Origin of the sequence: Bradyrhizobium neotropicale (assembly GCF_001641695.1) — a bacterium.
GTDB classification, from domain to species: domain Bacteria; phylum Pseudomonadota; class Alphaproteobacteria; order Rhizobiales; family Xanthobacteraceae; genus Bradyrhizobium; species Bradyrhizobium neotropicale.
The window spans coordinates 40,960-57,532 of the sequence record NZ_LSEF01000010.1 but is presented as its reverse complement, the minus strand read 5'-3'; the positions used below and the strand labels follow the sequence as shown (position 1 = coordinate 57,532).

At 62.0% G+C, this 16,573-nt stretch carries 18 protein-coding genes; 8 read left to right on the top strand and 10 right to left on the bottom strand.

Annotated elements, in window-relative coordinates; all coding sequences use genetic code 11:
- The first annotated feature begins 65 nt into the window (after nucleotides 1-65).
- Nucleotides 66-1,415, top strand: coding sequence for an IS701 family transposase (locus AXW67_RS01895; RefSeq protein ID WP_063676182.1), 1,350 nt, complete (start codon nucleotides 66-68; stop codon nucleotides 1,413-1,415).
- A gap of 36 nt (nucleotides 1,416-1,451) precedes the next feature.
- Here the strand turns inward: AXW67_RS01895 and AXW67_RS01890 are convergent, their stop codons facing one another.
- A complete protein-coding gene (locus AXW67_RS01890; RefSeq protein WP_063676180.1) occupies nucleotides 1,452-2,216 on the bottom strand; it encodes an IS5 family transposase in 765 nt (254 codons plus the stop codon).
- 296 nt (nucleotides 2,217-2,512) lie between these two features.
- Between AXW67_RS01890 and AXW67_RS01885 the strand changes: the two genes are divergently transcribed.
- Nucleotides 2,513-3,928, top strand: coding sequence for a DUF1214 domain-containing protein (locus tag AXW67_RS01885; protein ID WP_245315366.1), 1,416 nt, complete (start codon nucleotides 2,513-2,515; stop codon nucleotides 3,926-3,928).
- 58 nt (nucleotides 3,929-3,986) lie between these two features.
- Complete coding sequence (locus AXW67_RS01880; RefSeq protein WP_063676179.1) at nucleotides 3,987-5,447, top strand: DUF1254 domain-containing protein; 1,461 nt, start codon at nucleotides 3,987-3,989, stop codon at nucleotides 5,445-5,447.
- Nucleotides 5,448-5,828: 381 nt separating this feature from the next.
- Here the strand turns inward: AXW67_RS01880 and AXW67_RS01875 are convergent, their stop codons facing one another.
- Nucleotides 5,829-6,536, bottom strand: a complete 708-nt coding sequence (locus tag AXW67_RS01875) for a hypothetical protein (RefSeq protein ID WP_027552426.1) — start codon at nucleotides 6,534-6,536, stop codon at nucleotides 5,829-5,831.
- Between the two features lie 226 nt (nucleotides 6,537-6,762).
- Between AXW67_RS01875 and AXW67_RS01870 the strand changes: the two genes are divergently transcribed.
- Nucleotides 6,763-7,092, top strand: a complete 330-nt coding sequence (locus AXW67_RS01870; protein WP_027552425.1) for a DUF6949 family protein — start codon at nucleotides 6,763-6,765, stop codon at nucleotides 7,090-7,092.
- An 89-nt stretch (nucleotides 7,093-7,181) separates the two neighbouring features.
- Nucleotides 7,182-7,712: a gamma carbonic anhydrase family protein gene (locus AXW67_RS01865; RefSeq protein ID WP_063676178.1), complete on the top strand. Its 531-nt coding sequence runs from the start codon at nucleotides 7,182-7,184 to the stop codon at nucleotides 7,710-7,712.
- Nucleotides 7,713-7,875: 163 nt separating this feature from the next.
- Here the strand turns inward: AXW67_RS01865 and AXW67_RS01860 are convergent, their stop codons facing one another.
- Nucleotides 7,876-8,106, bottom strand: coding sequence for a hypothetical protein (locus AXW67_RS01860; protein WP_063676177.1), 231 nt, complete (start codon nucleotides 8,104-8,106; stop codon nucleotides 7,876-7,878).
- A 95-nt stretch (nucleotides 8,107-8,201) separates the two neighbouring features.
- Here AXW67_RS01860 and AXW67_RS01855 point away from each other — a divergent pair, with 95 nt between their 5' ends.
- Both AXW67_RS01855 and AXW67_RS01850 read left to right on the top strand, forming a co-directional pair.
- Nucleotides 8,202-8,555: a hypothetical protein gene (locus AXW67_RS01855; protein WP_082907718.1), complete on the top strand. Its 354-nt coding sequence runs from the start codon at nucleotides 8,202-8,204 to the stop codon at nucleotides 8,553-8,555.
- A gap of 104 nt (nucleotides 8,556-8,659) precedes the next feature.
- Entirely contained in the window at nucleotides 8,660-9,031 is a 372-nt protein-coding gene (locus tag AXW67_RS01850; protein WP_027552422.1) for a hypothetical protein, read from the top strand.
- Nucleotides 9,032-9,223: 192 nt separating this feature from the next.
- On the opposite strand, the gene AXW67_RS01845 is transcribed toward AXW67_RS01850, so the two are convergent.
- The 7 genes from AXW67_RS01845 to AXW67_RS01815 form a co-directional block, all read right to left on the bottom strand.
- Entirely contained in the window at nucleotides 9,224-9,718 is a 495-nt protein-coding gene (locus AXW67_RS01845) for a hypothetical protein (protein ID WP_027552421.1), read from the bottom strand.
- Between the two features lie 277 nt (nucleotides 9,719-9,995).
- Nucleotides 9,996-10,187 (bottom strand): hypothetical protein, encoded by a 192-nt coding sequence (locus tag AXW67_RS01840; protein WP_063676174.1) that lies wholly within the window; start codon nucleotides 10,185-10,187, stop codon nucleotides 9,996-9,998.
- 445 nt (nucleotides 10,188-10,632) lie between these two features.
- Nucleotides 10,633-11,364 (bottom strand): aspartate/glutamate racemase family protein, encoded by a 732-nt coding sequence (locus tag AXW67_RS01835; RefSeq protein ID WP_063676172.1) that lies wholly within the window; start codon nucleotides 11,362-11,364, stop codon nucleotides 10,633-10,635.
- 4 nt (nucleotides 11,365-11,368) lie between these two features.
- On the bottom strand, nucleotides 11,369-12,247 hold the full coding sequence (locus tag AXW67_RS01830; RefSeq protein ID WP_063676170.1) for an ABC transporter permease: 879 nt from the start codon (nucleotides 12,245-12,247) through the stop codon (nucleotides 11,369-11,371).
- 3 nt (nucleotides 12,248-12,250) lie between these two features.
- A complete protein-coding gene (locus AXW67_RS01825) occupies nucleotides 12,251-13,207 on the bottom strand; it encodes an ABC transporter permease (RefSeq protein WP_063676168.1) in 957 nt (318 codons plus the stop codon).
- On the bottom strand, nucleotides 13,207-14,487 hold the full coding sequence (locus tag AXW67_RS01820; protein ID WP_063676166.1) for an ABC transporter substrate-binding protein: 1,281 nt from the start codon (nucleotides 14,485-14,487) through the stop codon (nucleotides 13,207-13,209). Before AXW67_RS01820 ends, AXW67_RS01825 begins: the two co-directional genes overlap by 1 nt.
- A 42-nt stretch (nucleotides 14,488-14,529) precedes the next feature.
- Nucleotides 14,530-15,501: an ABC transporter ATP-binding protein gene (locus AXW67_RS01815; protein ID WP_063676164.1), complete on the bottom strand. Its 972-nt coding sequence runs from the start codon at nucleotides 15,499-15,501 to the stop codon at nucleotides 14,530-14,532.
- Between the two features lie 255 nt (nucleotides 15,502-15,756).
- Between AXW67_RS01815 and AXW67_RS01810 the strand changes: the two genes are divergently transcribed.
- On the top strand, nucleotides 15,757-16,464 hold the full coding sequence (locus AXW67_RS01810) for a GntR family transcriptional regulator (protein ID WP_063676162.1): 708 nt from the start codon (nucleotides 15,757-15,759) through the stop codon (nucleotides 16,462-16,464).
- The last annotated feature ends 109 nt before the right edge of the window (nucleotides 16,465-16,573 follow it).

Here is a 16,573-nt window from a genome sequence, read left to right as displayed (position 1 = left end):
CTAGCACTACTTTGGCAGATTGTCGGTTTTGCTGTGCTTTATAGGATTCCCGAATCAATTTTTCAATGATTCATGGGTGGTCGGCTCTTGGAGGGCTGACCATGGCGGGATGGGAAGACGAACTTGAACGCTGGCTGATGCCGTTCTTGGACCGGCTGGGCCATAAGACTCGGCAGCGGATGTGTCCTCTGTATGTTGCGGGACTGATTGGTCCTGGCGATCGCAAGAGCGTTCAGCCGATGGCGGAGCGCCTTGCCTCGGGCAACTACGATCAGCTGCACCATTTCATTGCGGACGGTGTCTGGGACGCGACGCCGCTGGAGACGGAGCTGCTCAACCAGGCGGACCGACTTGTCGGCGGCAGGGATGCGGTGCTCGTTATTGATGACACCTCACTGCCGAAGAAGGGCGAACGCTCGGTTGGTGTTGCGGCTCAATACGCATCGGCTCTCGGCAAAACGGCAAATTGCCAAACGCTGGTGTCTTTGACGCTCGCGCGCGGCGAAGTGCCAGTGATGGTCGCGTTACGTCTCTTTCTGCCTGACAGTTGGACAAGCGACGTGTCTCGTTTGAAGCGCGCTCGCGTGCCAGTCGAACACCGAACGCCACGGTCCAAGCCGGAAATTGCCTTGGCCGAGATTGACCGCGCGACGGCAGCCAACGTGCGCTTTGGATGTGTGCTGGCGGATGCAGGATACGGACTTAGCGCACCATTTCGACAAGGGCTAACAGAGCGCGGGCTGGCCTGGGCTGTCGGCATCCCTCGGCACCTGAAGGTGTATCCGGTCGATGTGAAGCTCGTTTGGCCGATTACCAAGGTCCGCGGGAAACCACGAAAGCACCACGTGCCCGATGTCTTATCGATTGCGGCAGAACAAATGCTGGCCAGCGCCAAATGGAAAGCCGTGAGCTGGCGCAGCGGGACGAAAGGTCGGCTGAAAGCCCGATTTGCTGCTCTCCGTGTCCGCACCGCCGACGGCCCTCCTCAGCGGATTTGGGATAAGGGTCAGCAGCATCTCCCGGGCGACGAAGCTTGGCTCATTGGCGAGCAACGTGCCTCAGGGGAGAAGAAATACTATCTTGCCAATCTCCCCGCGGCGACGGATCTGCGCACACTAGCTGCCACCATCAAGGCAAGATGGATTTGTGAGCAGGCGCATCAGCAGTTGAAGGAGGAGCTCGGACTTGATCACTTCGAGGGGCGATCATGGCAGGGTCTTCATCGCCACGCCCTGATGACAATGATTGCCTACGCCTTCCTGCAGCATCGTCGCCTCGCACACGCGGGGCGGAAAAAAAAGAATCAACGGACCTCCGCCTCAGCCAACCATGCCCGCCGTACGTCACGCCATCGTCGATCTCATCCTTCGGCCGCCGTCTCAGCGGTGCCCATACTGCCGAAAACAAATCCTTGAAAAACACTGGCGCAAATAGCTTCTGCCAAAGTAGTGCTAGGACGCGGACTCATTAAGGCGCAGCCACAGCCTGATTGACGCCAGTTGAACGAAGGCAAGATAGTTGGCGGCCAGCCTGTCGTAGCGCATCGCCACCCGACTACACTGTTTGATCCGGTTGAAGAACCGCTCGACCTGATTGCGAGCGCGGTAAAGATACGGGCTGAAGCAGATGGGATCGCTGCGATTGCTTTTCAGCGGGATGTTGGCCCACGCGCCCTTTTTCAGGGCCAGTTCTCTGATCCAGTCGGCGTCGTAACCACGGTCGGCAAGCAGCATTGATCCGGATTTCAGACGAGACAGCAGCTTTCCAGCGAGTCGGACGTCGTGGGCCTCGCCCGGGCTCAGTGCTAGTCGCACCGGCAGACCATTGCTATCGACCACAGCATGAATCTTGCTCGTCAAACCGCCGCGCGACCTTCCCATCGACTGCCGCTGGTTCCTTGTGATGCATGCTCCATGCTGATGCACGCGGACAATGGAGGTGTCGATCATCTGGACAGCGGCATCATGGGCACCGGCGAGTGCGTCGATGATGCGGCTCCAGACGCCAGCCCGCCGCCACCTAACAAAACGGTTGTAGCAGGTGGTGTACGGACCAAACGCCTCGGGCAGATCACGCCAGGGCGCTCCTGATCTTAGGACCCAGAAGATGCCATTGAGGACACGTCGGTCGTTCACCCGAGGAACGCCTCGCGGCTTGTTCGGCAGCATCGGCTTGATGGCGGTCCTCCATTCGTCGTCGGAAAGTTCGTAGCGCATGATTCGGCCCCTCGCCCAGGGGGCTTGAATCACGGCTCGTCAGTCAGGATCAACGGGGCTGCAATCTACGGGATTTTGATGCGCCCGGAAGCGGACGGATTATGCTCACTTTGAGTTTTGCCGAGTCTGACCCAAAGGCGACACGGTTAGATCCGGCGTGGTGGATACTGCTGCGCGGCCGCGAAGATACGTTTTAGCGCGGCCGAATGTGCATAGCGCCGCCAGCAATAGTCCCCTTAGCTTCCCCTCAAGTTGCTTCCTCGCAGACCCGAGTTTTGAAACGCAGGGAGGAATCGGTGAAAACAACACTCGCGTCGCTGACAGTTGCCCTGGTGACCGCGACTACAGTGGTCGCGGAAACGGCTCGCTACAGTGACCTCCCTTCATCCGAGGAGTTGACCAGTCGCAATATCCAACGCGGCGCTGTCGAGGCCGTCGTCTGGGGCATGCCAGCGGTCAATTTTGAACTCATGCTCCAGGCGGCGATCGCCAACGGCGGGGCCGCCAATCAGATGCTCTACTGGTCGCGGCCGGTCAATTGGAAGGATCAAGCCCTCACGCCTAACCCCAGCACGATCTACTTCAACCCGTTCTACGACACGACCAAAGGGCCGGTGGTGCTCGAGATCCCGCCTGTCGAGGGAGATTCTTCGATCACCGGCAGTATCGATGACGCGTGGCAGTGCGCGCTGGAGGACGTGGGCCCTGCGGGTGTCGATCAGGGCAAGGGCGGCAAATACCTCATCACCCCGCCGGGATACAACGAGACGCCGCCCGGTGGATACATCGTCGTGCCGTCGGATACGTTTCAGGGATTCGCGATTCTTCGCTCGAACTTCAAGAGCGGCAGCGACGCCGACATCGCCGGGGCAGTAGCGTACGGGAAGCGGATGAAGATCTACCCGCTGAGCGGAAACGCGAACCAGACCGTTTACGTCGATGTCTATGACAAGATGTTCGAGGCGACGATTCCCTACGACGTGCGCTTCTTCGAATCGCTGAACCGCTTCGTTCAGGCTGAGCCGTGGCTGACGCGTGACAAGGTGATGATCGATTCTCTCAAGACGGTCGGCATTGCAAAAGGCAAGCCGTTCACCGCGGATGCGAAGACGCGATCCACCCTCGACGAAGCGGCGCGCGTAGCGGGGGCCTCTATCGACAAGTGGTACGAGCGGGGCTTTAGCCCGCCTTTCTTCGAAGGCACGCACTGGGCGTTGCCAGTGCCGAAAGAAACCATCGAGGGCTTGTCAACGATGTTTGCCGACCCCAACAACTATCCGATCGAGGGCCGAGCAGTCTATTTCTCCGTCGCCTACTTCAGTGCCAAGCACTTGGGCGCTGGTCAGTTCTACCTCCTGGCGATCGACGACAAATCCGGCCAACCGTTCGACGGAAAGAAGACCTATCGGCTGCACGTCCCGCCGAACGCGCCGGTGAAGTTGTACTGGTCCGCCACCGCGTACGACCGCAAGACGCACGCGCTGATCCGCGAGACATCGCGCTCCAGCCGTGCGTCGAACAGCGCCGGCATGCAGCAGAATGCCGACGGCTCTCTGGACGTATTTGTCGGCGCAAGGACGCCCGCAGGCATGGAGTCGAACTGGGTGCCGACGAACGGCCACGATTTCGAAATCCTCTTCCGTCTGTACGGCCCGGAGAAGGCGTTTTTCGACAAGACCTGGATATTGCCGGACGTCGAGGAAATGAAATAGCGGGTACGGTCCGACCGAAGCTGGACTTGAGAGACGAAATGGAACGAGGGAGAGCGCTATGAAGAAGTTACTGCGAACACTGAGCTTCGCCGGGCTTATTTGCGCTATGACGATGCCCGTCGCTCACGCTCAGCAGGTTCCGCTGCCGACCACCGCCGCACAAGTCCCCGGCCCAGCGCCGGGTACAGTCATGACCAAACCGTATGTGCAGATGGTGGCGCGTGTGGCTTACTTTTGGGGATGGCCGCTGGTCAATGCTGCCAACCGTGCCCATGCTTTTTCCGAGGCCCCCGAACCTGGACTGATGGGTGGGGTCATTCCCGTCGCCTACAATCGACTTGCGATGCTGACGGGCTACATTGCGCCGGATCAGCACTTCATCGCCTGCCCGAACCAAGACGTTGCATACGGTGCCGGCTTCTTCGATCTGGACAAGGAAGCCGCTGTTATTCAAGTGCCAGACTTCGGTGATCGATTTTGGGTTTTTGCCCTATATGACGGGCGTACAGACGAGTTTGCGAGTATCGGAAAGCAGTTTGGCACTAAGCCCGGCTTCTATCTGATGGTCGGCCCGAACTGGAAAGGAGAACCGCCTGCTGGGATTAACGGTGTGGTGCGCTCTTCCACGCGGTTTGCTTTCGCGGTGCCACGCATTTTCATGGATGACACGCCGGAGGATCATACAGCCATCCGGCCAGTGCTAAGTCAGATCAATGCGTATCCATTATCCTCATTCGACGGAAAGATGAAGGTCACCGACTGGAGCAAGCTCCCGCATTTTCCGGCTCCGAAGTCTGCTGGCAAAGGCGAGACCAAGTGGGTGAACCCGGACACATTTTTCGATGAATTACCTGCCGTCATGAAGCAGGTGCCGCCACTGCCTGGTGAGGAATCACTCTACGCCTGGATCGGCAGCGTGCTCAACGCTGCGGCCAATGACCCTGAAATCAAAAACACCCTCAAGGAGACCGCCGCGCAGCTGGAGAGTGAGACGATTACGCCATTCCTGCAATGGCGCTTAAACGGCCGTGCCGCTGGTAACGGTTGGAACTCACCGGTGAATAATGCCGAATGGGGCACCGACTATCTCAATCGGACGGGCACCGCCAAGTCGAATATGTACGACAATCGGCCCGAGGAAACGAAGTACATCTACACCGATGATGACAGCCAGGGAAAACAACTGAGCGGTGAGAACACCTATTCGATCACATTTGCGAAAGGCGAAGTACCGCCTGTAAATGGGTTCTGGTCACTCACCCTGTACGACGCAGAGCATTTCTTCAATCCGAACGCGCTGAACCGTTATTCGCTCGGCACCAAGAACAAGACCCTCGTGTACAATGCCGACGGCTCGCTGACGCTTTATGCGGGCGCCAAATCGCCGGGCAAGGACAAGGAAAGCAACTGGCTGCCGGCACCAGACGGAGCCTTCTCGCTCTACATCCGCGCCTATTGGGCGGAGAAGCCGGTGCTCGATGGGCAGTGGAAGCCGCCCGCCGTTGCTCGCGTGCGATAGACGAAGCCACCCCGGCGATGCCGAGTCCGCTTGTGGCTCTTCAGCGGACCTCGGGAGACGTCCGCTTTTCTGCCGCTGTTGGAGGTTGAGCGGACATCACGTGGCCAGCTGCTTAATGAGTACACGGCCTTCTGTAATGGGCCCGATGATGTCAAGCCTCCCGAGTGAACGTCGCGCCGCCGAGCTAGTCCGGGGCGCCAGGCTTGAGGGGCGCCACGATGACATCTTGCCCCTGTTTTGCCCGACGCGTCGAGTCTTTTTCGAAAAATACGAAATGCGCCGCCGGCGCCCGGCTACTTTGCATGGGGTTGTTTTCGATATTTTTGACTGGAGGCCCCACGCCCCCCGCAAACCGATCTCACGGCCGGGCAGACCTGCCGCTCACCCCTTCGGCCCGCGGAGCTGCACCGTCAGCCGGTCCATCGCCGAGGCCACCTCGCGCCATTGCGACAGCCAGCTCCGCGGAAAGCGGAAGGTGAGGTCGGCGCCGTCGACGCGGCGCTCGGACAGGCACATGCCCGGGGTGGCCGCATCGCGCGTGCAGCGCGCGGTCAGGATTGGGTTCGCGCCGGAAATCAGATCCTCGGTGCCATAGGGCGTATCGCCGCGGAACGTTCGCATCGTCAGCCCGTCTTCCGGCATCGTCGCGGCCTGGTCGAGATAGCGCGGATAGATCGTAGCGACGCGCTGCTCGGGCGCCAGCGCATCGTGATGCGCCGCGATCGACAGGAAGATGCGGTCGATCGGCTGCATGGGTTCCTCGACCGTGTCGGCGGTGACGTGCTTCGGCGCACCCGGCGGCTCGAGCGAGGGATAGAGGAAATCGAGGTCGATGCGTTCCTGCGGTCCGGAATGCCGCTGAATCTTCATGCGTATCGCGGCCGTCGGCACGTTGAACAGCGTGCCGCCGACGCTCATCGGCAGTTTGTCGGGCGCGTTCGCGCCACCAACGCCCCAGGTCGGCCACAGGAGATAGGCGACCAGCGCGACCGCGCTCACCGCAACCATGCCGCTGAGCACGATGGGGACGAGATGCGCCCGCGTGCGCGTCGCACGGGTCCGAGGGGAGGCTGCCGAAAACACCGTCATGAACTTGCGCGCGTGAGCCGGGAAGTCGGCCGATGGCCGACGAATCAGCCGCGACTATGCCACGCGGCGGCGGTTTCGCGGAGCATTCCCGGCTGCGGGCAGGCATGAGGCGGCCCTGCGTGTGCCGGCCCGCGCTGTTAACCTTCCCTTAAGGATAATGTAGCGTTAAAGCGCGCTTTTTGTCACACGAAGGGACCGGCGTTGCGTTAGTTGCGGAACCGTTCCGATGACACCTGAGACCTTGAATACCTTCTTCTCGATCTGCATCGGATTTGCGCTCGCGGGTGCGCTCGTCAGCGGATACCAGGCGATTGCGCAGCGGCCCGCGGGTTTCGGCCTGTTGCAGGAGGGCGTGGCGCCGAGGACCTTTGCGGCGGTGCCATTCCTGGTGTTCGCCGCTCCCTTCATCATCATGCGCAACACGCTGCGCGGAATGCAGGTGGAAAGCCGACGCTTCGAATTCGTGATGATGGCGACCGTCATCGCCGGCTTCTGGAGCATGATGAGCGGCACCTTCTTCCTGATGACGTTGCGCGCCGCGGGCGTCCTGGCCTGATAGCTGCGTTCCAGGCCGCCGGCAGCGCGGCCCTTTGCGCCAAGCCCGCCGTTTCGCTATGCCTTGGGGAAGCGTGACAGGAGACCCCCATGGCGATCTACGAGCTCGACGGGCAGGCGCCCGATCTTCCGGCCGACGGCAATTACTTCATTGCGGAGACCGCGACCGTGATCGGCCGCGTGCGCCTGAAGCCCGGCGCGAGCGTCTGGTTCGGCGCGGTGCTGCGCGGCGACAATGAGTGGATCGAGATCGGCGAGGGCTCCAACGTGCAGGACGGCTCGACCTGCCACACCGATCTCGGCTTTCCGCTTCACATCGGCAAGAACTGCACCGTCGGTCACAACGTCATCCTGCACGGCTGCACGATCGAGGACGGCGCGCTTGTCGGCATGGGCTCGATCGTGATGAACGGCGCGAAGATTGGCCGCGACAGCATCGTCGGCGCCGGCTCCGTCATCACCGAGGGCAAGGAATTTCCCGAACGCTCCCTGATCATTGGCTCGCCCGCGCGCGTGATCCGCACGCTCGATGACACCCAGGTCCAGAGGATGGGGAGTGCGGCGAAGTTCTACGTCGCCAACGGCCCGCGCTTTAACAAGGGCCTGAAGCGGATCGGTTGAGGTCAACTGCCTTCTGACTCGCGAGTTTCAGTCGCGCTCGCAATCTTCTCGTGGCCCGCGGCCCACAGCGCATGCTCATCGCTGCCATCCCGATACGGATTGGCTTCCGCCGGAATGTTTTCGCGTGCGGCGCGCTCGCCTTCTGCGAAGGGATCGCAATCTGTCATCGTGATTTCACCTTTCTGGCCTTGGGACGCGCGGCCGGTTTGCTCTCTTGACTGTCGAGCCTGGCGCTCTTGCGCAGGGCGTCCCTGAGGTCGACGGGAATGCCGTGCTTCTTCAACAGATCGGCAAAGGCTTCATCCGCGAGTTCTTGAAACGTCGCCATCCGGTCGCGCCCCAGTTGCTTCAGCTTGTCGAACGTATCCTCGTCGAACGCGATCAGTTTGCGCATGATCGTGGCCGCCTCCTTGGTTCAAGCGGACGCGACGGGATTTGTTCCGGAACGCGTGCTCGCTGGCGCCGTTGACCGGCAAAGGAGAATTTCCGATGGCCCCGTCGTCTGCAAGCTCCTCTGCAACCGTTTCAGTCAAAGCTTTGATCGTGATCTGCGCCATCGCCGCGCTGCCGGCTGCGTCGCTCGCGCAAGCCACCGGTGGCGCCACGGGATCGACAACCGGCGCCACAGGATCGACCGCCGGCACCACGACAGGATCGACAAACGGTGTGGCCAATGCGCCGGCGCCACCGCCTGGCACCAACAGTCTCGGCACGGCCCAATCCTCCGGTCCGAATGTGGCGCCGGGCGTCACCACCGGCACGGGGGGCGGCGTGGACGCCGCCGTCGCTGCGGAGAACAAGCTGCTCGACAGGAAGATGAAGAGCATTTGCCGCGGTTGCTGATGCTCGCGCGGAAGTGAGCCAGCATACCTGTCCGAAATTCCCAAAGGACATTAGCTTTGGCATTGCTTTGAAGTGTGGACGGTTTCCACACAGAGGGTTGAGCGATGTTACGCAAGATGATCATGGCTGCCTTGGCCGTTGCGGCGGTCGGACTGTTGGCGCCTCAGGCGGCGCAGGCACGGGGCGGCTTCGGGGGCTTCCATGGCGGTGGCTTCCACGGAGGCGGATTTCACGGTGGCGGCTGGCACGGCCACTGGCACGGCGGCGGCTTCTGGCCCGGCGTCGCGATCGGCGCGGGTCTCGCCGGCGCAGGGTATGGCTATTACGGGTATGGCTACCCCTATTATGGCGATCCCTATTATTACGATTCCGGGTACGGCGATGCCAACGGCGGCTATGGCGGCTGCTACGTCGCGCGGCAACGCGTCATGACGCCCAGGGGATGGCGGATCCGCCGCGTCGATGTCTGCGAATAGGACAGGACGGCCCGCCTGGTGATCTAAAAAACAAGGCCGTTGACGCAGTATACCGTCAACGACCTTGCCAGCCCCGGATATTGAAATTGGCTCACGCCATCCGGTACCGGCGAGCATGGCGTGGAATCATACGGGTGAATGTGATCCAGTTCACAACCGGCAAAATATAAGTCGGCGTCGTTCGTCGCCGAATCAGCTGCGCGACTTGTGGTGCCGGGCGCTCGCATGCGCTCGCCGCGCCGGTTTCCTGCGGGTAACCGACGGGGTTTCGGCCTCGGTGGCCCGAACGCTGGCGAAGGATTGCCGCAAGCCGTCGATGGATTCGTTGAGGGTGGCAACCTGCTCCGACAGGCGCTTGGTATCGGACTGCTGCATCGCCAGAAGCCGCTTCACTGTTTGGAGCTGATCCTGCACGACCTGTAGCTGGTCGATCGACTCCTGCTGGGTGGCCTCCAGCCCCTTGGTCTTCTCGACAAGCTGCTCGGAAGCCTGCGCGGTGCGAGCCTGGAGCAGTCGCGACGTCACAACGCGGTCCGCCTCCGGCGCATGGCCGGTATAGGCCCGCCAGATCGCCATCGAGGTGACGCCGGCGATCAGCAATAATAGGGCTGCGGCGGTCAGCGCGATTGGCTGGGCGCCGATGCGAAGGAGGGGATTGGTCGGTTTATCCTCTGCGAGATCGATCATCGCTGACAAAACCCAAATTGAAACTTGGTGAGTGGCGAAGACCGGCAGCCTCAGAGGGTGCCGGGAGGTCCCGAAAACGTTACAGTTCGGCAAGAAATGGGACGAAAAGGAGGCCGCGAGCCAAAAAACGCAATTGTTCCAGTCCAAGGTCAGGACCGGCTCGCCCCAAAAAAGAGCTCCCCGTCCATGCCGTATCCAGCGTGGACGAGGAGCAGGTCTTGTTGCGAGGGGCCAGATCTGTGCTGTGCCCGTCACATGAAGTTCGTCACGTCGACCGCTAGGACCGCGCGGCCTTCATCGATGGCTGGATCGTCATGCGGTACGCAATGAATGCCTGACCGTCGAACTTCTCCAGAACCTCGTTGCAGGCCGGGCAGCGATACTCGCCCTGGCTCGCCGGCGGCGTCGCCAGCTCAAGCCGGCGGAAGCCGGCACCACACGCGGAACACGTGACATCGCCCTTTTTCATACAAACCCCGTAGAAACACTGGTGCGACTTCTTAACACAGGTTAGGGCGAAACTTGGGTCGCTTGGTTGTCGCGTGTCAAAAAATATTCATGTTCGCGGGACCGGCGGCCGAGCATCACGACTGGAAACCGCAAAAGCGTGCGGCGATCGGGTTCGCACCGTTGACAATCCTCATGCAAGTGTCGGGGCAGAACAGATCGTACGCCAACCCAACCATCGAAGCCGCTTTGATTATGTATTCGTCGGCTCTTGGGACGCACACCCGAAAGCCCATGCGAAGGTGCAAGGTGCGTGCCTTGCATTCGACAAGCCTATCGACGGTGTTTGGCTCAGTGACCACTTTGGTCTGGTGGTGGACCTAGAGGTGAGCATCAGTGCATCGCGAGGGGATTCGTGCATAGACGACGTTCGGCGAGACGGAGAACCTATTTCTTTTGACCAAGGCTCAGGGCTGAAAGCTTGCCAGAAGACCGGAGTAGGCCTTTGCCCGCGGCGACGCGTACGGCCCGAGCCGCGAGGTCTTCAGCCCCAGCCGCACCAATCCTTCTGCAAGCGTCACCGCCGCGGCGACGCCGTCGATCACGGGAAGACCGTGCCTGTCGGCAAGTTCGGCGGCCAGATCGGCCATGCCGGCGCAGCCGAGCACGATGGCCTCGGTGCGATCCTCGCGGATCGCGGCCGTGATCTCCGACGAGATCTTGCCAATCGCATCGGCATTGCGCTCCTCGAGCGCGAGCACCGGCACCTCGGCGGCGCGGACGCCGGCGCAGCGCGCGGCGAGACCGTACTTCGTCAGATTATGCTCGATCGGCACGATGGAGACACTGAGCGTCGTCACCACGGCAAAGCGCGCGGCGATCAGGCTCGCAATGTGGAAGCCTGCTTCGCCGATGCCGATCACGGGCGCTTGCGCGACCGCGCGCGCGGCATCGAGGCCGGTGTCGTCGAAACAGGCGATGATATGGGCGTCCGCGCCGTCGCGGTCGGCCTCGCGGATGCAGCCGAGCATGCCGGGCACCGCGAAGGCCTCGTCGTAAAAGCCCTCGATCGAGACCGGGCCCATCGTGGGCTGCCGCGCATCGATCACGGTGTCGGGCAGTGCGACCGCGCGCGCGGCGGCGGCAATCTTCGCCGTCATCGTCGCGGTGGTATTGGGATTGACGACGTGAAGTCGCATCAGTTCAGACCAGACCCTTGCCGGCGTCCGAGCCTTTGGCCGCCTGCCGCTTGTTCAGCATGTGGATGGTGCCGAGCGCAAGGCTGATCACGGCAAAGGACACAGCCGAGATCACCGTCCCGAGCGCATAGATGTCCGGCTTCGTCACGGTCGTGGTGAGGCCCTGGAGATCGAGCGGAAGCGTATTCACCGGTCCGATCGCCTGGCTGGAGCGGGCGAGCTCGTCCCAGGACAGCGTGAAGCCGAACAGGCCGATACCGATCACGGAGGGCAGGATGATCGGCAGCACGACATGGCGGAAGGTCTGCCACGGCGTCGCGCCGAGATCGCGCGCGGCTTCCTCCAGGCGCGGATCGAAGCGGTTGAAGATCGCGAACATGATGAGGAGGCCGAACGGCAGCGTCCAGGTCAGATGCGCGCCGAGGCCCGAGGTCAAGAGCCCCATCGAGGTCTCGAAGTTCTCGTTCCAATGCGCCTTGATCAGATCGTCGATGATGCGGAATTCAAGCGAAATACCGAGCGATGTAATGATCGAGGGAACGATAAGGCTGGCGATCGCCGAATAGAACAGGATGCTCTGCGCCCTGAATTTGCGGCGGAAGGCCATGCCGGCTGCGACCGACAGCACGACGGTCACGGCCATCACCACGAGGCCGAGCAGCAGCGAGCGGCGGAAGGCGGCGCCGAGATCGACGATGCCGGTACCCTGGAACAGCTTTGCCAGCCAGTAGGTCGACACCCCGTTCATCGGGAAGGTGAGGCCGCCCTGCGGTCCCTGGAACGACAGGATGTAGATCGCGATCATCGGCCCGTAGAGAAACAGCACATAGGCCGCGAAGAAGATCGCGAGAACATAGAAGCTGCGCGGGCGTCCCTCCGTCATCGCCTACAGCTCCTTCCGGATGTCGACGATGCGCGACATCATGGTGATGATCAGGAAGGTGATGGCGAGCAGGATGACCGCGTTCGCTGCCGCTGCCGGGAATTGCAGCGCGTTCAACCGCGTCTCGATGATCTTGCCGGCGGCGGCGATCTGCTGCCCGCCCATCACGCCAATGGTGATGAAATCGCCCATCACGATGGTGATGACGAAGATCGAGCCGATCACGATGCCGGGTTTGGCCAGGGGAATGACGACGTTGACGAGCGTCTGGAAGCCGGTCGCGCCGGCGTCATAGGCGGCCTCGATCAGCGATTTGTCGATGCGCACCATCGAATTGAAGATCGGCACGACCATGAAGAACGTGAAGAGGTGCACGAGCGCCAGCACCACGGAGAATTCGGAAAAGAGCAGCCATTCGACCGGCTGGTTGACCAGCCCGCTCTTGACCAGTCCGGAATTGACAAGGCCGTTGCGCCCGAGCAGCGGGATCCAGGCGATCATGCGGATGACGTTGGAGGTCCAGAACGGGATCGTGCAGAGCAGCGACAGCCCCATCTGCCAGGTCTTGGACTTCACATGGAAGGCGAGGAAATAGGCGACCCAGAAGCCGATGAAGAGCGTGATCGCCCAGACCATGAAGCAAAGCTTGAGCGTCTTCAGATAGGTCTTGCCGATGGTGCAGAGATCGGGGATCTGCGCGATGCAGCCTTCGAACGTGTCGGTGTAGCCGCGGCCCGAAAAGGCCGGCAGCAATTGGTATTCGTTGTAGTCCCAGAAGGAGACGATGACGACGAAGACCAGCGGGATGAGGAAGAAGGCGAGAAACACCAGCATCATCGGCCCGGCCTGGAGCCAGGAGATGAAGGAGGGCGACAGGCGCGCCGCTTTCGCGCGCGCCGTGTCCGATCCCCGGGCAAGGCCCGAGGATGCCTGATGCAGGATGTTTTCGGAAGTGTCCATCACGCGGCGATGAACTCGTTCCACTTGCGGACCATGTAGTCGTTCTCGTCCATCACCGCGTTCCAGCAGGCGACCGCGCCCATGCGGTCCTCGTAGGAGCCGCCGTCACGCACCGCGCCGGCCTTTTCCAAGAGCGAGCCGTCGGGCGCCTTGATGTCCTTCTCGGCCGGCTTGCCTTCCATCCAGTACGCCCATTCGTAGGGCTCCATGTGCGCCTTTGCGGTCGAGAGCACGGCCGAGTAGTAGCCCTGGCGGTTGAGATAGGCGCCGGCATAGCCGGACAGGAACCAGTTGACGAACTCATAGGCCCAGTCGAGCTTGGCACCCGAGACGCCCTTGGAGACGCAGAAGCCCGAGGCCCAGGAGCGGTAGCCTTCCTTCAGTGGCTGGAAGGTGCAGGCGACGCCCATCGAGCGCACCTTCGTCACTGCCGGCGACCACATCGACTGGATCACAGTCTCACCGGACGCCATCAGGTTGACGCTCTCATTGAAGTCCTTCCAGAACGCGCGGAACTGGCCGGCCTTCTTGGCCTCGGTCATCACCTTCATGGTGAGATCGATCTCTTCCTTGGTCATGTTGCCCTTGTCGGCATATTTGTATTTGCCGGTGGCTTCCACGACCATCGCGGCGTCCATGATGCCGATCGAGGGGATGTTGAGGATCGAGGCCTTGCCCTTGAACTCGGGATTGAGCAGCTCGGACCAGGAGCTGATCGGCCGCTTGATCAGGTCGGGGCGGATGCCGAGCGTGTCGGCGTTGTAGACGGTCGGGATCAGCGTGACGAATTCGGTCGCGGTCTTGGAGAAGGTCTTGGAGTCCTTGCCTTCGAGATAGAGCACCTTCCAGGGCGCGGTGCCCTGATTGCCGATCTTCTTGCCGCCGGGCGTCTCGCCTCTGGTGAAGACAGGCGTGATGTTGTCGAATTCCTTGATCTTCTTGGAGTCGAGGGCAAGGATGTTGCCCGACGGCACGAGTTTCTTCAGCGAGAAATATTCAGTGTCCAGCACGTCGAAGGAGTTCGGCTGGGTCATCACGCGCTTGGTGACGTCGTCGGTGGTCGCGGTGATGTATTCGATCTTGATCCCGGTGTCCTTCAGGCACTGCTTGGAGATGTCGTCGCCCTCGTTCACGGCGGTGCCGAGATAGCGCAGCACCTTCGTTTCCGCCGACTTCACATAGGGAAAGCCCGTGATCGCGCCGGAGCCTGCGGCAAGGCCCGCAGTGCCCTTGAGTAGCGTGCGGCGGCTGACGCCGGTCGTCCTGGTGGTCTCGGTCATATCAGTCACTCCTCTGTTGCGCATTGTCACGAACGATCGGTGCTATTGCAGGCGTTGCGCCTTGGCGGGATCCCAGGTGGCCAGCACGCGATCGCCCGGACGGAACGGGTGGACGTCGAAGGTGGCTTCGGGGACGTGGGAGAACAGGGCGGTGCCGTCGTCGAGCGTGAGCGAGACGGCGACATAGGAGCCCTGGTACTCGGTCTGGGTCAGCAGCGCCGGCGCGCCGAACGGCACGATGCCGAGCTGATCGGCGCGCACGGCGATGAGCTGGCCGGCGTCGCTGAGCACGTTATGACCGCCGATGAAGCGCGCCACGAATTCGGTGCGGGGATGGTGGAAGATGTCGCGCGCCGTACCCTGCTGCTCGATGCGGCCGTGGTTCATCACCACGATGTGGTCGGCGAGTGCCATCGCCTCTTCCTGGCCGTGGGTGACCTGGATGAAGCTGATGCCGAGCTCGCGCTGCAGCCGCTTCAATTCGCCGCGCATCTTCACTCTTAGAAACGGATCGAGCGCGGAGAGCGGCTCGTCGAGCAGCAGGATCTGCGGCTCGGTGATGAGGGCGCGGGCGAGCGCGACGCGCTGCTGCTGGCCGCCGGAGAGCTGCGCCGGGAGCCGGGCCGCATAGGGGCTCATTGCGACGAGCTCCAGCAGTTCGCCGGCGCGCCTGTGCCGGCCCGCGCGGTCGACGCCGCGCATCTTCAGCGCAAAGGCGACGTTGTCGATCACGGTCAGATGCGGAAACAGCGCGTAGGACTGGAACATCATCGCCGTGCCGCGCTTGGCAGGCTCGAGGTCCGTGACGTTCTGTGCGCCCAGGATGATGTCGCCTGCGCTGACTGCCTCATGGCCTGCGACCATGCGCAAGGTCGAGGTCTTGCCGCAGCCGGAAGGACCGAGCAGGCAGCAATAGGTGCCGGCCGGGATCTTCAGATTGACGTCGTCGACCGCGAGCGTCGTATCGTAGCGCTTGGTGACGGCGACCAGTTCGAGAGCTGCGGGAGTGGCCATGGCGTGTCCGAGGGAAGGGCGGTGCTGCGCCTCTCTCCGCAAGGTCCGTGCCAAGCGGCCGTCTCAGGTCGGATTTCGGAACTGTGCAGCAAACTCAGATCGTTAGATCGAATCCGGTGCACCTCGGCGGCTCGCTGCCTGTGCAATCACCTGCACACAAAACGGGCGAAGATTGTATAAAGTTTCGCCTGTGATTGGATACGGCTCGTCGACTAACATTCGAGGCCGATATTCGCAGATCGAGCCCCCACATCCATGGCCGCCAAATCCCAGCCGAAATCCGACGCGCCAGACGCGAGCGATCGTGTCAGCCGCATCCGGGAGGGTGTGACCGCGGCGATCCTAGAGCATCGTTTGCTGCCGGGGACAAAGCTCGGCGAGGACGAGATCGGCGATATCTATGGCGCAAGCCGCACGCTGGTCCGCACCGCTCTGCAGCAGCTCGCGCATGAGGGGATCGTCAACATCGAGAAGCATCGCGGCGCTTTCGTCGCGCGCCCCAGTCCCGCCGATGCGCGTGAAGTGTTCGAGGCGCGCCGGCTGATCGAGCCCACGATCGTCGACCATGCCATCGATGCGGTGTCACCAGACTGGCTCGATCGGCTCGGGCGGCATCTCACCGAGGAGCGCGAGGCCGAGCGGCGCTGTGACGCGCGGGCCTCGGTCCGGCTCTCCGGCGAGTTTCATCGCCTCATCGCCGAAATGTCCGGCCACAGCATCTATCTCGGCTTCCTGAAGGAGCTGATCGCGCGTTCCTCACTGATCATTCTGCTCTACCGCCGCCACGACACGCCGGCTTGCGGCACCAATCATCACGCCGAGATCGTCACCGCGATCCGCAAGGGCGACAAGGTGGCCGCGCGCGGACAGATGCTGTCGCATCTCAGGGAGATCGAGGCCGAGCTGTTCCTGAAGGACCCCGCCGCTGACGAACTGCGGCTCGCGGACGTGCTGGGGGCGTGAACGATGCGCCCTTGTGCGGTGACGTTGCTGGTGACGTTGTCTCTTTGATCCAATTGAGCGAAATCGCTGCGATCTCAAGTCAAAGCAGATGGCAGGGCTGCGCAGAGTC

Bases quoted from the DNA above. Each gene is read 5' to 3' on its own strand.
- AXW67_RS01880 (WP_063676179.1), top strand. From the start codon at position 3,987: ATGAAGAAGTTACTGCGAACACTGAGCTTCGCCGGGCTTATTTGCGCT.
- AXW67_RS01865 (WP_063676178.1), top strand. From the start codon at position 7,182: ATGGCGATCTACGAGCTCGACGGGCAGGCGCCCGATCTTCCGGCCGAC.
- AXW67_RS01860 (WP_063676177.1), bottom strand. From the start codon at position 8,106: ATGCGCAAACTGATCGCGTTCGACGAGGATACGTTCGACAAGCTGAAG.
- AXW67_RS01875 (WP_027552426.1), bottom strand. From the start codon at position 6,536: ATGACGGTGTTTTCGGCAGCCTCCCCTCGGACCCGTGCGACGCGCACG.
- AXW67_RS01895 (WP_063676182.1), top strand. From the start codon at position 66: ATGATTCATGGGTGGTCGGCTCTTGGAGGGCTGACCATGGCGGGATGG.
- AXW67_RS01825 (WP_063676168.1), bottom strand. From the start codon at position 13,207: ATGGACACTTCCGAAAACATCCTGCATCAGGCATCCTCGGGCCTTGCC.
- AXW67_RS01840 (WP_063676174.1), bottom strand. From the start codon at position 10,187: ATGAAAAAGGGCGATGTCACGTGTTCCGCGTGTGGTGCCGGCTTCCGC.
- AXW67_RS01810 (WP_063676162.1), top strand. From the start codon at position 15,757: ATGGCCGCCAAATCCCAGCCGAAATCCGACGCGCCAGACGCGAGCGAT.
- AXW67_RS01830 (WP_063676170.1), bottom strand. From the start codon at position 12,247: ATGACGGAGGGACGCCCGCGCAGCTTCTATGTTCTCGCGATCTTCTTC.
- AXW67_RS01835 (WP_063676172.1), bottom strand. From the start codon at position 11,364: ATGCGACTTCACGTCGTCAATCCCAATACCACCGCGACGATGACGGCG.
- AXW67_RS01845 (WP_027552421.1), bottom strand. From the start codon at position 9,718: ATGATCGATCTCGCAGAGGATAAACCGACCAATCCCCTCCTTCGCATC.
- AXW67_RS01820 (WP_063676166.1), bottom strand. From the start codon at position 14,487: ATGACCGAGACCACCAGGACGACCGGCGTCAGCCGCCGCACGCTACTC.
- AXW67_RS01870 (WP_027552425.1), top strand. From the start codon at position 6,763: ATGACACCTGAGACCTTGAATACCTTCTTCTCGATCTGCATCGGATTT.
- AXW67_RS01855 (WP_082907718.1), top strand. From the start codon at position 8,202: ATGGCCCCGTCGTCTGCAAGCTCCTCTGCAACCGTTTCAGTCAAAGCT.
- AXW67_RS01890 (WP_063676180.1), bottom strand. From the start codon at position 2,216: ATGCGCTACGAACTTTCCGACGACGAATGGAGGACCGCCATCAAGCCG.
- AXW67_RS01815 (WP_063676164.1), bottom strand. From the start codon at position 15,501: ATGGCCACTCCCGCAGCTCTCGAACTGGTCGCCGTCACCAAGCGCTAC.
- AXW67_RS01850 (WP_027552422.1), top strand. From the start codon at position 8,660: ATGTTACGCAAGATGATCATGGCTGCCTTGGCCGTTGCGGCGGTCGGA.